This window comes from Nakamurella deserti, assembly GCF_003260015.1.
GTDB classification, from domain to species: domain Bacteria; phylum Actinomycetota; class Actinomycetes; order Mycobacteriales; family Nakamurellaceae; genus Nakamurella; species Nakamurella deserti.
Genome location: NZ_QCXS01000004.1, coordinates 81,385 through 96,452, shown reverse-complemented (window position 1 = coordinate 96,452; position 15,068 = coordinate 81,385). Strand labels below are relative to the sequence as shown.

Sequence of the window (15,068 nt, the reverse complement as noted above, 5' to 3'; positions counted from 1 at the left end):
GTAACGAATGCCCAAGCCTCCCCCCCGCAAGGTGAGCACGAAGCCCTGTGGCTTCTGCTCGAAGAAGTCGACGCCCATCGACTACAAGGACGTCAACCTGCTGCGCCGCTTCATCTCCGACCGTGGCAAGATCCGCGCCCGCCGCGTCACCGGCAACTGCACCATCCACCAGCGGGACATCGCCATCGCGGTCAAGAACGCCCGCGAAGTGGCGTTGCTGCCCTACACCTCGACCGCGCGCTGAGAAGGGACCTCACATGAAGCTCATTCTCACGGTCGACGTGCCGAAGCTGGGTGCCCCCGGCGACATCGTCGAGGTCCGCGACGGCTACGGCCGCAACTTCCTGCTGCCCCAGGGCAAGGCCATCGTCGCCACCAAGGGCGCCGAGAAGCAGATCGCCACGATGAAGCGCACGCAGATCGCGCGCGAGATCCGCAACGCGGATCACGCCAACGAGGTCAAGCAGGCGCTGGAGGCGCTGTCGGTGACCATCACCGCCCGCGCCACCGCCGACGGCAAGAAGCTGTTCGGTTCGATCACCAACGCCGACGTCGCCTCCGCGATCAAGGCCGCCGGTGGTCCGTCGCTGGACAAGAACACCGTCGACGTCGGTGGTCACATCAAGACCGCCGGTTCGCACCCGGTGTCGGTCAAGCTGCACCCGGGCGTCTCCGCCAGCTTCAAGGTCACGGTCGTCACCTCCGCCTGACCTGGAGTCCCGTGGTTCCCTTCCGGCCCCGTCCGCCTCGGCGAGCGGGGCCGGAGGTGTGTCCGGGGGTTGACGACCGCCCGGAATCGCGCTCAGAATTCGCGTGGCGATGACGTGTGGTCACGTCGTTCACTCCGCGGGAGATGCCCATGCGGCTGTCAGGGCGAGCGAAGATCGTCGGTCCGGTGACCGCGCTGACGTTGGTGGCCTGCAGTCCGCCCGCCCCTCCCCGTCCGACACCGCCGGGCCCGGACCGGCTGACGCTGTCGGCGTCCGGACTGCCGGGCGCGCCCGTCGGACGGACGTCGGTCCACGCGATGCAGGAGGACGTACTCCCGGGGCTGGACCTGTTCAGTGCCGGCCAGACCGAGGACTGCTCGATCCACGTCGACCGGCAGGCCCGGTTCGCCGTCGTCACCACCGACGACGGAATGGTGCTGGCCTACGTCACCGCGGAGCCGGACCTGGGCACGGCCGAGGGGATCGCCGTGGGCGCGAGCACCGTCGACGATCTGGTCGCCACCTACGGCGCCGACAGCCTCGCCGACCTGGACACCGTGTCCAAGCAAGGTGGACCCATGGTGCTCCACTCACCCGACCGCGGCGCCCCCCGGGACGGGGACACGGTCATGGTCTTCGAGACTCGCGCGGACCGGTCACTGACGGAGATCCGCGCCGGTCTGTGGCCGTGGGCGGCCATGGCCGACTACTGCCAGGACCGCAACCCCCGGGCGGCGAACATCGGGTGGCCGTTGGAGTGAGCAGGTGCGGCAGCGCCGGGTGGATGGCGTCCAGCCGCTCCTGCGTGCGTGCGGCTGACCGGGCGGGCGGTGGAGGCGGCGTCCGGCGCCGCCGCACCGGCCACCGGACCGCGCTCCTGACGGCGACCGGTCCGGCGGGACCTAGAGGTCCAGCACGACGTCGCCGGTGGGCACGGCGATGCAGGTGAGGCACCGGTCGGGGTCCAGGTCCACTCCGGGCGGGCGGAGGTGTGCGACGGTGCCGCTCTCGACGGTGGTCTCGCAGGATCCGCAGCTGCCCGTCCGGCAGGAGAACGCCGGTGACAGGCCGGTCGTCTCGGCGAGTTCGAGCAGGGTCTGATCGGCCCGTTGCCACCGGGTGCCGATCCCGGACCGGGCGAACCGCACGCCGCGGCCGCCGGGCGGCACGGTCACAGCGGCGGCCAGGGCGCGGGTGGCGTCGCCGCCGAAGGCCTCGACCCGGATGAGGTGCGCCGGCACCCCGAGGTTCGCCAGGTCATGGGGCAGGGTCGTGACCATCCCGGTCGGTCCGCACACCAGGACCTCGACGTCGGTGGTCCCGACGGTCGCGACGATCTCCGCGGCGGTGACCCGGGCGGGTGCGGTGGCGCTGTCGCGGCTGTACCGCACATGCAGGCGGAACGCGCCGCCGGCGGCCAGCGCGGCCAGCGACGCCGCCAGCGGGTCCAGCCCCGGGCGCCGGGCCCCGTAGAACACATGGGTCGGGCGCGCCGTCCCGACCGCGGCGGTGGCGGTGGGATCGGCGGCGGTGGGATCGGCGGCGGTGGCGTCCGCAGCGGTGGCGTCCGCAGCGGTGGCGGAACCGGCGGCGGCGGTGATGGTGTCGGCGATCGCGTGGATCGGTGTCACCCCGACCCCACCCGCGACGAGGACCAGCGGCCGGGTCGCGGTGGGATCGGGGGTGAAGGAACCGGCCGGCGCCCGCAGCTGCAGCTCGTCGCCGGGTGCGAGGCCGTGCAGGCGGGCCGACACCCCGCCGCCGGGAGTGGCGACGTCGAGCTGTTTCACCGCGACCCGCAGGTGAGGCCGTCCCGGCCGGTCGTAGAGCGAGTAGCAGCGCACGACCGGCGGGACCCCGGGAACCTCGACGGCCACGAACTGGCCGGGACGGTGCCCGGGAAGCGGCCGCCCGTCCCGCGGGACGAGGGTGAGGGCGACGACGTCGTCGGCCTCCCGGCGGGACTCCTGGACCACGAACGGCCGGGTGCCGGGCCAGCCCGGTGCCCGGCCGCGGGTCAGGTCACGCAGCCGCCGCTGGAGATGGCCACGCCATTCCGCGGTCAGCGCCGGGACGTCCAGCGCGCGCCGGACGGCGTCGATGTCCTCCGGTCCGCTGAGAGCGCGCAGCCGCATGAGTTCGGCGACGGTGAGCCCGGCGGGATCGACCCGGATCCGGTGGATGGTGTCACCGGCGGTGACCTCCCCGGGGGAGTCGATCGCGAGATAGGCACCCACCCGGTTGATCTGGACGAAACGGTCGACGACGTCGGGCCGGTCGAGGCGGATACCGAGCTTGAAGCAGGGGTACCGCGGCTCGGTCACGGTCAGGCGCATCGAACCGATCTGCAGCACATCGCCGATGAGCAGGTCGTTCTCGTCGAAACCCTCGACCGTGAGGTTCTCCCCGAAGACCCCGGTACCGGGCGGCAGACCGCCCAGTTCCCCGGCCCAGAACCGGTAGTGCGCGTGCGGGTAGAGGTAGACGGCCTTGGCGTGGCCGCCGTGGTTGACCTGGTCACCCTGCCGGTCACCCGCGAGGCTGCCGTCGACGACGCCGACGGGCCCGTCGACGGTGTCCTTGAAGATCGCGGTGTGGATCTGCCGTCCCTGGAACGACACCGGGCGCGGTCGGCCCACGTTGACCGCCAGCAGGGTCCCCAGACCCGTCGCGTCGCTCACGGGGTGTCGCCGTTCCGCTGGGTCCGCCGCAGGCACCGCGGCAACGCCGCCACGAACACGTCCGGTACCTCCAGGCTCGGGGAATGCCACGGCGATCGAGGATGCGGTACCGGACGACGTCGCGGTACCGGGCCCCGGCCCGGGAGCTCGGCACTCGATCTCCCGGGGAGGACCGAGATCGCCGACGGTACCCTCACCGCGGAACGCGTGTCGGTGCGGCCGTAGCTCTCCCGGTCGATCCGGCCGGCGGGGGACGCCCCGGATCCGCCGCACCGGTGCAGGCGCGCGTGTCCGGCGACCGTTTCGGTCGGTCACCGAGGTGAGCGCACCGTCGATGCAGCGGGCGAACCGGTCGACGATCCGGGCGAGCAGGCCGACCGGCGGATCGACGAGACCGAGGCCGAGACCGAGACCGACGGTCTGCGGCCGGCCGGCCGGCCACCGACCGGACGCGCGGTCGCCCGGTGCGACCGTCCGGGAAAGCGGCGGGTGCGGCGCCGGGTACGGTCCGCGTGGAGGTCGGGCGTCCGGGCCGGCACGGACAGACGGGGGCTGGCGACATGTCGTTCGCGACGAGACCGGACCTGACGGGTTCGTTCGGGATGGTGTCGAGCACCCACTGGCTGGCGTCGGCCAGCGGGATGGCGATGCTGGAGGCCGGCGGCAGCGCGGTGGACGCCGCGGTCGCGGCGGCCTTCGTCCTGCAGGTGGTCGAGCCACACCTGAACGGCCCCGGCGGCGATCTGGTGCTGCTGATCAGCGAGCGCGGCGGCGATCCGGTGGTCCTGGGCGGTCAGGGCCCGGCGCCGGCGGCCGCCTCCATCGACGCCTACCGGGCGCGTGGTCACGCCGTGGTGCCCGGCACCGGGTTGCTGGCCGCCGCGGTGCCGGGATCGGTGGTCGCCTGGCTCACGCTGCTGCGGGACTCCGGCACTGCCACCGTCGGGCAGGTGCTCTCCTACGCCGTCCACTACGCCGAGCACGGCTACCCGGTGCTCCCGTCGATGGCCCGCACGATCGGCGCGGTCGCGGACCTGCTGCGCACCGAGTGGCTGCCGTCCGCCGAGGTGTACCTGCCGGGCGACCGGGTGCCGGTGGCGGGGGAGGTCCTGACCAACCCGGTGCTGGCGTCCACGTACCGCCGGTTGGTCGCGGCGGCCGCGGGGGTCACCGGCCGGGAGGCCGCGGTCGATGCCGTGATCGACGCCTGGACGACGGGTTTCGTGGCCGAGGCGGTCGACGACTTCTGCCGGACCCCGTGGCGGGACACCTCCGGTCAGCGCTCCACCGGCGTGCTGACCGGGCAGGATCTGGCCGCCTGGCGACCCGGGTACGAGCCCGCCGTGACGACGACCCTCGGCGCGTGGACGGTGGCGAAGGCCCCCGCGTGGACGCAGGGACCGGCCTTCCTGCAGCAGCTCCGGTTGCTCGACGGCACCGACCTGCGCCCGGGCGGCGCCGACTTCGTGCACACCGTGGTGGAGGCCGCGAAGCTCGCGTTCGCCGACCGGGACGCCTGGTACGGCGACGACCCCGACGTGCCGCTCGTCGAACTGCTCGGCGCGCCCTACACCGAGGCGCGACGGGCGCTGCTGACCGACACCGCCTCCTACGAGCTCCGGCCGGGATCCCCCGCCGGCCGCACACCGCGGCTCCCCGACTTCACCGCCGCCCCGGCCGTCAGCGCCGCGGGCACCGGCGAGCCGACGGTCGCCCGGTCGGGTGAGAACCGCGGCGACACCTGCCATGTCGCGGTCGCCGATCGCTGGGGGACGATGGTCGCCGCGACGCCCAGCGGCGGTTGGCTGCAGTCCTCGCCGGTCATCCCGGCCCTCGGGTTCCCCCTCGGGACCCGGCTGCAGATGACGACGCTCGAACCGGGCCTGCCGGCCTCGCTGACCCCGGGCCGGCGGCCGCGGACCACGTTGTCCCCGACGATCGTGTCCCGGGACGGCCGACCGCAGCTGGCCTTCGGGACGCCCGGCGGCGACCAGCAGGACCAGTGGCAGCTGAACTTCTTCCTGCAGCTGGCGTTCAGCGAGGACGGGGCGGACCTGCAGCGGGTCGTCGACGCGCCGATGTTCCACACCACGCACTTCCCGAGCTCGTTCTTCCCGCGGGAGGCGTCCCCGGGGCAGATCGTGGTGGAGGAGCGGTTCGGGCCCGGCGTCGTCGCCGAGCTGCGCCGGCGCGGCCACCAGGTGGTCCTGTCGGCGCCGTGGTCGCTGGGGCGGCTCTGCGTCGTCGGCCGCGACCCGTCCGGCCGGCTGCGGGCGGCATCGGACCCACGTGGACGGCAGGGCTACGCGGTCGGGCGGTGACGTCCATCGCCGCCGCTTCCCGGCGGCGCCGCACTCTGCCACCATGGCAGGAGGCTCCCGACCGAGCCCCCGGACGAGTGGTGCCGTACCCGGTCTGCGACAAGACGGCCCTCCTGAGGAGGGGTCTGTCATGGCCTGGTTCGTGTTGCTGGTGTCCGGGGTGCTGGAGGCGGTCTGGGCGACCGCACTCGGCAGGGCCGACGGCTTCTCCCGTCCCGTCCCCACCGTCGTGTTCGTCGTCGGCCTCGTCCTGAGCATGGTGGGCCTGGCCGTCGCCCTGCGGGATCTGCCCGTGGGCACCGCCTACGCGGTCTGGGTGGGCGTCGGAGCCGTGGGCACGGTGGGCTACGCGATGGCCACCGGGGCCGAGTCGGTCTCGCTGGTCAAGATCCTGCTGCTCAGCGGCATCGTCGGGTGCGTGGTGGGGCTCAAGGTCCTGCACTGAGACGCGGGGAGCCGCCCGGGTCCGGCGCGGGGTGCCGGACCCGGACGGGACCCGGTCAGGCCGGGACGTGCCGGACCGGTGTGTCCATCACCCGGCGGCCGGCGAGAACCCGCGTCGCACCGGTGATCTCGACGTCGGCGGTGGCGACCAGGTCGGCGCTGGACCGGCCCACCGCGAAGGTGACGGTCCCGGGTTCGACGACCCGGTCGGTCAGTCCGGTGAAGGACGTCCGGTCGGCGTGCACGGTGAAGGTGACGCGCCGGGTCTCGCCGACGGCCAGCGGGACCTTCGCGAAGCCGATCAGCTCCCGCACCGGTCGCACCACCTGGGCCACCCGGTCGGACAGGTACAGCTGCACGACCTCGGCGCACGGCCGGGCGCCGGTGTTGCGGACCTCGACCGACACCTCGATCAGCCCGTCGGCGGGGAGATCCGTTCGGTCCAGGTCGATCTCGCCGTAGCCGACAGAGGAGTAACTGAGTCCGTGGCCGAACGGGAACAGCGGCGTCGGGTCCAGGTTGGACACCCCCTCGGCGTGCTGGCCGAGCGGCGCCGCCAGGTACGTGCCGGGTTGTCCGCCCGGGTGCCGCGGCACCCCGACCGGCAGCCGGCCGCTCGGCTCGGCCGCGCCGGTGACCAGCGCGGCCAATGCCGCCCCACCCTCCTCGCCGGGGAAGAACGCCTGCACGATCGCCGCGCACCGGTCGGCGAACGCGCCGAGCGCGTAGGGCCGTCCGGACACCAGGACCAGCACCACCGGGGTGCCGGTGGCGAGTACCGCCTCGAGGAGCTCGGCCTGGGCGCCGGGCAGCCGGAGATCCGGCGCGTCGCAACCCTCGCCGGACGTGCCGCGACCGAAGAGGCCGGCGATGTCGCCGAGCGTGACGACGGCCAGGTCGGCGTCCGCCGCTGCGGCCACCGCCGCCGGGATCCCGCCGCGGTCGCCGTCGGAGAAGTCGCACCCCGGCTCGTAGGTCAGCCGGCTGCCCGGCAGGACCGCCGCCAACGACGCGGCCAGATCGGGGATCTCGATGCCGACGCCGCCCTCGGGGTAGCGCGACAGCACGTGGTTGGGGAACGAGTAGCAGCCCAGGAACGACCGCGGCTCACCGGCGCCGGGCCCGATGAGCGCGATCCGGCCGGGCGGGGTGGACAGCGGCAGCGTGCCGTCGTTGGCCAGCAGCACCAGCGACTCCTCGGCGATGCGCCGGGCCAGCGCCCGGTTGGCCGGCGAGTCGAGGTCCACCTCGACGTCGGCGGCGGGCGGCGCCCAGTCGTGGTCCAGCAGGCCCAGCTCGGCCTTCTGCCGCAGCACCCGCCGGACCGCCGCGTCGAGCACCTGTTCGTCCACCCGCCCGGAGCGGACCAGCTCGGGCAGGTGCGCGAACGCCCCGGTCTCCGGCAGCTCGACGTCCATCCCGGCGGTCAGCGCGAGCCGGGCGGCATCGGCCGGATCGGCCGCCACCCGGTGCATGATCTCCAGGAACGTCACCGCCCAGTAGTCCGACACCACGGTGCCGGTGAAACCCCACTCCGTGCGCAGGATGTCGGTCAACAACTCGCGGCTCGCCCCCGGCGGGACGCCGTCGAGGTCGGCGTAGGAGTTCATCACCGACCGGGCGCCGCCGTCACGGACGGCGCGCTCGAACGGCACCAGGAGCACGTCGGCGAGCTCCCGCCGGCCGACCGCGACCGGTGCGTGGTTGCGGGCGGCGCGGGACGCGGAGTACCCGACGAAGTGCTTGAGGGTGGCGACCACGCCGGATCCCTGCAGCCCCTCGACGTAGGCGCTGCCGAGAGTGCCCACGAGGTACGGATCCTCGCCGATGGTCTCCTCGGTACGCCCCCACCGGTAGTCGCGGGTGACGTCCAGCACCGGGGCGAGCCCGTGCTGGATCCCCACGTCGTGCATGTCCCGCCCGATGGCCGCGGCCATCTCCCGGATCAACGCCGGGTCGAACGTCGCCCCCCAGGCCAGCGGCGTCGGGTAGACGGTGGCGCCCAGCGCGGTGAACCCGGTCAGGCATTCCTCGTGCGCGACGGCGGGGATCCCGAGACCGCCGGGCGACGCGACGACCTGACGCTGCAGGTCGTTCAGGTCCCCGACCCCCTCGGCCACCGTCACCGGGCGGCTGCCGAACACCCGGGTCAGGTGCCCGAGTCCGGAGGCGATGTAGTCCGACAGCGGGCGGGTGCTGTCGCTCAGCACGCCCTCCATCGGGGCGACGTCCTCGCCCGGGATCCCGTGCGGTGCCCAGTAGCTGCCGAGTTGGGCGGCTTTCTGCTCGAGCGTCATCGCCGCCACCAGTGACGCGGCGCGCTCGTCGGGCGACCGGTCGGTGTCCTGCCACGGCCGCCCGGCGGCGACCGGTCCGGACGGTGCCGCGGGATCGAAGGAGACCCCGGGGGGTCGGGTCAGTTGCTGTCGGGTCACGAAGGTTTCCTGTTCGGAGAGGGAGCGGTCACTTGCCGAAGCCGGCCGTCAGGCCCGAGACCAGTTGGCGGCGGCCGACGACGTAGGCGGCCAGCACGGGTACCGCGGAAAGCGTCACCGCCGCCAGCACCGCCGGCACGTTGACGGCGAACTGACCCTGGTAGGTCCACAGCGACAGCGGGAGCACCCGGACGCTGGAGCTCTGCGTCAGGATCAGCGGGAACAGGAAGCTGTTCCACACGTTGAGGCCGACGTAGACGCCGACGGTCATCAGTGCCGGGCGGGTCAGCGGCAGCGCCAGGCTGCGCAGGATCCGCCAGTCGGTGGCCCCGTCGACGCGCATCGACTCGAACAGCTCCCCGGGGATGTCCCGGAGGAAGTTCACGATGATGAGCACCGAGATCGGGATCGAGAACGCGATGGACGGCAGGATGAGCGCCGGAAGGCTGTCGTAGAGGCCCAGCTTCACGATCATGTAGTAGACCGGGATGATCGTCGCCTGGATCGGGATCGCCAGCCCGAGCAGGAACAGCCGCAACATGCGGGCCGCACCAGGGGTCGTCGAGCGCACCAGGTAGTACGACGCCATCAGCGAGACGATCAGCGTGACGAGCACCGAGGCCAGGGTGACGATCAGGCTGTTGGCGAAGTACCGGACGAATTCGTTCTCGAACACCAGCCGGTACGCGTCCAGTGTGGGGGCCGAGGGAATGCTCAGCGGGCCCTCGGCGAAGTACGCCGACTGCTTGCGCAGGCTGGTGACGACGATGTAGTAGATCGGCACGACGGTGATGGCGAGCCACAACCAGGCCGCCAGTCCGCCGAGGACGTTGACCTTGCGTCGCATCACAGGCCCGCCTGCTGACTTTCCATCCGGCCGCTGCCCGAGAGCCGGTTCAGCAGCAGCGACATCGCCAGGCCCACGGCGGCCAGGATGACGCCGATCGCACTCGCCGCGCCCATGGTGTAGCTGCGGAAGCCGGTCAGGTACATGTCCAGCGGCAGGATCCGGGTGGCGCTGCCGGGTCCACCGCCGGTCAGCACGAAGATGAGATCGAAGTAGGTCAACGAGCCGACGAGCATCAGCGTCGACGACGTGATGATCGTGTACCGCAGCTGCGGGATGGTGACGAACCGGAACAGCTGGAAGGTGGTGGCACCGTCCAGGGTCGCCGCCTCGTACAGCGCGGCCGGGATCTGCCGGACGCCCGCCTGGTACAGCAGGGCGTGGAAGGGCACGAAGCTCCACCCGACGACGAAGATGACGATGTAGAGGGCCCGGTCGGGGTCGCCCAGCAGGTTCCCGCCCAGCCAACCGGTGGGCAGCACGCTGCTCAGACCGAAATTCGGGTCGAGCAGCGCCTTGAACGCGATGCCGACCGCGGCGGAGGAGAACACCAGCGGCAGGAACGACAGCACCGCGAGGAGCGCGCGGTTGCGTTGCCGGCCGGCCATGAACACGCCGAGCAGCAGCGAGATCGGCGCCTGGAACACGAAGGACACCACGACGAAGACCACCGTCAGGCGCATCGCGTCGAGGGTCACCGGGTTGCTCAACACGCCGGCCCACTGGGACAGGCCCGCCCAGGTCGGCGTACCCAGCCCGTCCCACTCCATGAACGACAGCCCGACCACGCCGGCCAGCGGCAGCAGCGCGAACAGACCGAAGACGAGCGCCGCGGGCACCACCATGAAGAACGGCACCCCGCCCTTCCGCCGGCGGCCGGGCCCCTCACCGGTGCGGTGGCTCGACGCCACCGCACCGGTGGACACCGGGGTGGTCAGGGTCATCCCAGCGTGCCGTTCATCGCGGTGGCGAACTGCTCGGGGGTGAGCTCCTCGAGGAAGACCTTGCTCAGGTTGGTGAGCAGTTCGGTGGCCTGCTGGGACGGCAGGGCCTGGTCCCAGGAGAGCTGGAAGTGCGGCGCCTTGTCGACCAGGTCGTAGGCGAAGCCGAGGTAGTCGGCGTCCTCGGTGGCGGCGATCTGCTCCTCGAGCCCGGTGATCGGCGGCACGGATCCGGCGGCCAGCATCGCGGCCACCTGGTCGTCGCTGTAGACCGAGTCGTTCAGGTAGTCCAGCGCGGCCTTCTTGCTGGCGTCGCCGGCCGAGGCCGAGACCGACCAGAAGTTGGCCGGGTTGCCGACGATGTTAGCCGGGTCACCGGCGCCGCCCTGGACGGCCGGGAACTCGGCGAAACCGAGGGAGGTCCCGGCGAACTCGGGTGCGTCGGTCTTGAAGGTGGCGTAGCCCCAGCTGCCCTGCAGGATCATCGCAGCCTTGCCGGTGTGGACCAGCGCGAAGTCCGAGCCCGCGTCGGCGGTCACCGAGGCGAAGCCGTCGACGAACGCGCCGGCCTGCACGAGCTGCTGGATCTTGGTCAGCGCGTCGACGACGGCCGGATCGGACCAGGCGTCGGGCTTGCCGTCGAGGATGGCCTGGAAGACCTCCGGGCCGCCGATGCGGTCGGTGAGGTACTGCAGCCACATCAGCTCCGGCCAGACGCTCTGGCCGGCGATGGAGATCGGTGCGATGCCGGCCTCCCGGAACTTCGGCACCACCGCGAGCAGGTCGTCGAAGGTCTTCGGCACCTCGACACCGACGGAGGCGAAGACGTCCTCGTTGGTGTACAGCACCACCGGTTGCACGTCGTTCAGCGGGACCGCGTAGGTCTTGCCGTCGACGACGCCGTTCTCGGCGACGGAGGGGGTCACCCGCTTCACGAGAGCGGCGGTCTCGGCGGTGATGTCGGCGACCTGACCGTTCTCGACGTAGTCGGCCAGCGCGCCGCCGGTCCAGTTCATGATCAGGGTGGGCGCCTGGCCGGAGCCCACCGAGGTCCGGATCTTCTCCTTGTAGGCGTCGTTGGCGAACGCCTCGACGGCGATCTTCTGCTCGGGGTGGGCGTCGTTCCAGGTGTCGAAGGTCTTCTCGATGACGGGCCAGCCGCCACCGGTCAGCACCCAGGCGCTGGTGTCGGACGCGGCGGCCGGGCCCTGGGCGCCGGTGCCGGCGTTTCCGCCGGGGGTCGCGCCGCCGCAGGCGGCGACCGTGAGGCTGGAGAGCAATGCCAGGGCCACGAGGGGCCGTCGTGCAGATCTGGTCATGGGCGTCATTGCCTTTCGGAGGGTGAACGGCGGTGTTCTGCGAAACTGTTTCGACAAACTGTTTCGGTGTGGACCGAACGTACAGACGGAACGCGGTCGCTGGCAACCCTGCGGAGTGGTTCCTTCGGGTGGTTGATGAGCGCGAGAACCGCAGCTGTGGCCAGAGAACGGCACGACGGGGACGGGGACGGTGTGCGAAACTGTTTCGGGGTCGCGCACGTCGGCCGGGAACGGGGGAACGGTGCCGAGAGCCTCACGCGCCACGTTGGAAGCGGTGGCCGCCGCCGCAGGTGTCTCCAAGGCGACGGCGTCCAAGGTGCTCAACGACCGGGACGGCGTCTCGGTGGCCACCCGGCAGCGGGTGCTGGCGGCGATGAAGAAGCTGCGGTACGAACCCAGCACCTCGCGGGCGGCCGGCGCCGTACCCCCCGTCGTCACGGTGCTGTTCGACGCCTACGAGAGTCTCTACGCCGCCCAGGTGCTCGCCGGGGTGGTGGAGGCCGGGCTGGAACTCGACATCGACGTCGTGACCACCAATCCCAACGGCCGGCACCGGCACGAACCGCTGAGTGCCGCCTGGTTCCACCGGGTCGCCGACAAGGGGCACCTCGGGGTCATCGTGGTCACCACCGAGGTGCGCGCCGACGCCGCCGCGGACTCGATCGCCGCCGGCCTCGGTCTGGTGCTGGTCGATCCGGTCAGTGGGCGCGACGCCGACGACGACGGGCTGGTCAGCGTGAGCGCGACCAACTGGACCGGCGGCTACCAGGCCACCGAGCACCTGTTGGCCCTCGGGCATCGACGGATCGGTTTCGCCGGCGGGCCCCCGGAGTCCCAACCGGCCCGTCAGCGGCTGCACGGGCATGTCGCGGCCCTCAGTGCCGCCGGCGTGCCGCCGGCGCCCGAGTTGACCCTGCAGGACGGCTTCCGCTACGAGGACGGGCGCGACATGGCCGCCCGTTTCCTGGATCTCGCCGATCCGCCGACGGCGATCGTGGCCGGCTGCGACGCCTCGGCGCTGGGCGTGATCGCGGCCGCCCGGGTCCGGCAGCTGCGACTCCCGGAGGACCTGAGCATCGTGGGATTCGACGACACCTACGCCGCCGAGTCGGCGTCCCCGCGGCTCACGACCATCCATCAGCCGCTGCGCGAGATGGGACGGCTGGCCGTGCGGACGGTGGTCGACCAGTCCCGGGGGCAGGGACCGGAGGCGCACCACTACGAGCTCGCCACCAGCCTCGTCGTCCGGGACTCCACCGCGCCGCCGCGGTGAGCCTGCCGGGCGCGCCGGACCGGGTCACGCGAGGGGAACGCCGCACGACCGCACCCGCAGCCGCGACCACCCCGCCCGATCCCGGGTAGAGCCCCTGATGCGGCGACCGGCGCATCCCGCAGACCGGACGCGCCGTGAACCGCCCAACCAGAGGGAGACCCATGAAGATCGTCGTCACCGGCGCCCACGGCAAGGTCGGCCGCATCACGACCCGGACGCTCCTCGACGCCGGTCACGAGGTCGTGGCCACCGATCTGACCCGGCCGGGGTTCGACCGCAAGGAAGCCGGTGAGGCGCACTACGTGCAGGCCGACCTCACCGACGCCGGCGAGGCGTTCGCGGTCGTCCGCGGCGCCGACGCCGTGGTGCACACCGCCGCGATCCCGGAGCCGACCGGCAACCCCCCGCAGGTCGTCTTCCGCACCAACCTGATGGCCACCTTCAACGTGCTCGAGGCGGCGGTGCGGTTCGGCGTCCCGCGCTTCGTGAACATCTCGAGCGAGACGGTCCCGGGGTTCTTCTTCCCGGAGCGCGACTTCCTGCCCGACTACGCCCCGGTGGACGAGCTGCATCCGGTGCGCCCGCAGGACCCCTACGCGCTGTCCAAGCACTTCGGCGAGCAGCTGATGGACGCCGCCGTGCGCCGCTCGGACATCCGGTGCATCACGATCCGCCCGTGCTGGGTCCAGTACGAGGGCAACTACGAGCACAATCTGGGACCGCAGATCCGCGACGCGTCGGTGCTCAGCCCCAACCTGTGGAGCTACATCGACGCCTACGACCTGGCCGACGCCATCCGGCTGGCGGCCGAGTCCGACCTGCCCGGGCACGAGGTCTTCTACATCGCCTCACCCGACAACGTCGGCGGCCACGACTTCGCCGCCGTGCTGAAGCGGTACTACGGCGACGCGATCGAGCTGCGGGACCTGGAGCGCCCGGACTCGTCGGGCATCACCTCCCGCAAGGCGATGGACCTGCTCGGCTGGACACCGACGCGGTCCTGGCGGGACTACCTGGACGAGAACGGCAAGGCGCTCCCGGCGTCCTGACGGCCGGCCGACGCGCCGGGAGCGGACGCGGTCAGCGTCCGCGCCCGCCGCGTCCCGGCACCCCGCCCGGCAGCTCCGGCAGCGTCCAGTGCCGACCGAGCTCGACGTCGAACGACCACGGCCGGATCACGCCGTAGCCGCCCCCCGGGTAGGGCGTGAGCTCGCCGAACCACCACTCGTCGCCGACCCGGTACAGGTCGACCCGGATGAAGTCGAAGGCTTCGCCGAGCCGGTGGGCGGTGGCCAGCAACTCGGCCAGATCGCCCGGCGGCGCGGCGGCGGGCCCGGACGGGATGTCGATCTCGACGTCGAGCCGGGTCCAGTCGGGGCTGTAGACCGTGCGGCGGTGCCCGCCGTACCGGCTGCTGTCGACGACGATCATCGCCGTCCGGCCGCCGAAGGTGAAGCACTTGACGTCGTCGGGGGAGACCTCGCCGGGCATCTGCTCCTCGACGAGCAGGCACGCGCGGGCCCGTGAATAGGCCCATTCGCCCTCGACGGCGGCGAGGTGCTCGCGCAGCCACCCGGTGGTCGTCCGGCGCAGTGCGGGCAGCTCCGCCGGTGTGACCGACCCCCGCCCGAAGTGCACGAGACCACTGCGGTGGTTGGGCTTGAGCACCCACCGGGCGGGCAGGTCGACCTCGGCCAGCTCGGCGAGATCCGTTCCGGCCCACACGGTCCGGGGGATCCGCAGTGCCGGGCCGCCGTGCGCCGCGGCCCAGTCCTTCATGGCCAGCTTGTCGCAGGTGAACGCCAGCAGCTCCCGCCGGTCGTACAGGCAGCGCCAGTTCAGCTTCTCGTTGAACGCCGTCGGGGACCGCAGGTCCAGCCACCGCCGCCGGACCACCAGCGAGCGCGACTGACGGTGCAGCAGGGGGCTGATCCGCTGCAGGGGACGGTGTACCAGGAGGGCCCGCAGCTCGGTGAGGTCACGCACGGCCGTCACGGTAGTGCGGCGGTCCCCGGCCGTGAAGCACCAGCCCCGCGTTCCCGGCGCACCGTCCGGCCGTCGGGTTAGGCTCCGGCTACGGGGAAACAGGCTCCGGTG

At 72.4% G+C, this 15,068-nt stretch carries 13 protein-coding genes and 1 riboswitch; of the genes, 7 read left to right on the top strand and 6 right to left on the bottom strand.

Annotated features, from left to right (window positions below):
• Window positions 1-7: 7 nt before the first annotated feature.
• From rpsR to DB033_RS18860, 3 genes are all read left to right on the top strand, one after another.
• Window positions 8-244 carry a 30S ribosomal protein S18 gene (gene rpsR, locus DB033_RS18870; RefSeq protein WP_111768512.1) on the top strand — a complete coding sequence of 79 codons (237 nt, stop codon included), beginning with the start codon at window positions 8-10 and terminating at the stop codon, window positions 242-244.
• A 13-nt stretch (window positions 245-257) separates the two neighbouring features.
• The gene (gene rplI / locus DB033_RS18865; protein WP_111768511.1) at window positions 258-710 is read left to right on the top strand and encodes a 50S ribosomal protein L9; all 453 of its coding nucleotides are present in this window, start codon (window positions 258-260) and stop codon (window positions 708-710) included.
• Window positions 711-1,027: 317 nt separating this feature from the next.
• Window positions 1,028-1,471: a hypothetical protein gene (locus tag DB033_RS18860; protein ID WP_157970799.1), complete on the top strand. Its 444-nt coding sequence runs from the start codon at window positions 1,028-1,030 to the stop codon at window positions 1,469-1,471.
• Window positions 1,472-1,612: 141 nt separating this feature from the next.
• Here the strand turns inward: DB033_RS18860 and DB033_RS18855 are convergent, their stop codons facing one another.
• Window positions 1,613-3,391: an MOSC domain-containing protein gene (locus DB033_RS18855; protein WP_170315597.1), complete on the bottom strand. Its 1,779-nt coding sequence runs from the start codon at window positions 3,389-3,391 to the stop codon at window positions 1,613-1,615.
• A 560-nt stretch (window positions 3,392-3,951) separates the two neighbouring features.
• On the opposite strand from DB033_RS18855, the gene DB033_RS18850 reads away from it, so the two are divergent.
• Both DB033_RS18850 and DB033_RS18845 read left to right on the top strand, forming a co-directional pair.
• The gene (locus DB033_RS18850; protein WP_111768508.1) at window positions 3,952-5,712 is read left to right on the top strand and encodes a gamma-glutamyltransferase family protein; all 1,761 of its coding nucleotides are present in this window, start codon (window positions 3,952-3,954) and stop codon (window positions 5,710-5,712) included.
• 47 nt (window positions 5,713-5,759) lie between these two features.
• Window positions 5,760-5,826, top strand: a riboswitch (guanidine-III (ykkC-III) riboswitch).
• A gap of 16 nt (window positions 5,827-5,842) precedes the next feature.
• Window positions 5,843-6,157, top strand: a complete 315-nt coding sequence (locus DB033_RS18845; protein ID WP_111768507.1) for a DMT family transporter — start codon at window positions 5,843-5,845, stop codon at window positions 6,155-6,157.
• A gap of 55 nt (window positions 6,158-6,212) precedes the next feature.
• Here DB033_RS18845 and DB033_RS18840 read toward each other — a convergent pair whose 3' ends face one another.
• From DB033_RS18840 to DB033_RS18825, 4 genes are read right to left on the bottom strand one after another with little or no spacing between them, the layout of a single operon-like run.
• Entirely contained in the window at window positions 6,213-8,591 is a 2,379-nt protein-coding gene (locus tag DB033_RS18840) for a beta-glucosidase family protein (RefSeq protein ID WP_205844040.1), read from the bottom strand.
• 28 nt (window positions 8,592-8,619) lie between these two features.
• Entirely contained in the window at window positions 8,620-9,438 is an 819-nt protein-coding gene (locus DB033_RS18835; protein WP_111768506.1) for a carbohydrate ABC transporter permease, read from the bottom strand.
• On the bottom strand, window positions 9,438-10,382 hold the full coding sequence (locus DB033_RS18830; RefSeq protein ID WP_205844039.1) for a carbohydrate ABC transporter permease: 945 nt from the start codon (window positions 10,380-10,382) through the stop codon (window positions 9,438-9,440). Before DB033_RS18830 ends, DB033_RS18835 begins: the two co-directional genes overlap by 1 nt.
• The gene (locus DB033_RS18825; RefSeq protein ID WP_205844038.1) at window positions 10,379-11,698 is read right to left on the bottom strand and encodes an extracellular solute-binding protein; all 1,320 of its coding nucleotides are present in this window, start codon (window positions 11,696-11,698) and stop codon (window positions 10,379-10,381) included. Before DB033_RS18825 ends, DB033_RS18830 begins: the two co-directional genes overlap by 4 nt.
• 274 nt (window positions 11,699-11,972) lie before the next feature.
• On the opposite strand from DB033_RS18825, the gene DB033_RS18820 reads away from it, so the two are divergent.
• Both DB033_RS18820 and DB033_RS18815 read left to right on the top strand, forming a co-directional pair.
• A complete protein-coding gene (locus DB033_RS18820; protein ID WP_205844037.1) occupies window positions 11,973-12,971 on the top strand; it encodes a LacI family DNA-binding transcriptional regulator in 999 nt (332 codons plus the stop codon).
• 161 nt (window positions 12,972-13,132) lie between these two features.
• Window positions 13,133-14,020: an NAD-dependent epimerase/dehydratase family protein gene (locus DB033_RS18815; protein WP_111768503.1), complete on the top strand. Its 888-nt coding sequence runs from the start codon at window positions 13,133-13,135 to the stop codon at window positions 14,018-14,020.
• 31 nt (window positions 14,021-14,051) lie between these two features.
• Here the strand turns inward: DB033_RS18815 and DB033_RS18810 are convergent, their stop codons facing one another.
• Window positions 14,052-14,957 (bottom strand): ATP-grasp fold amidoligase family protein, encoded by a 906-nt coding sequence (locus tag DB033_RS18810; protein ID WP_157970798.1) that lies wholly within the window; start codon window positions 14,955-14,957, stop codon window positions 14,052-14,054.
• Window positions 14,958-15,068 lie beyond the last annotated feature (111 nt).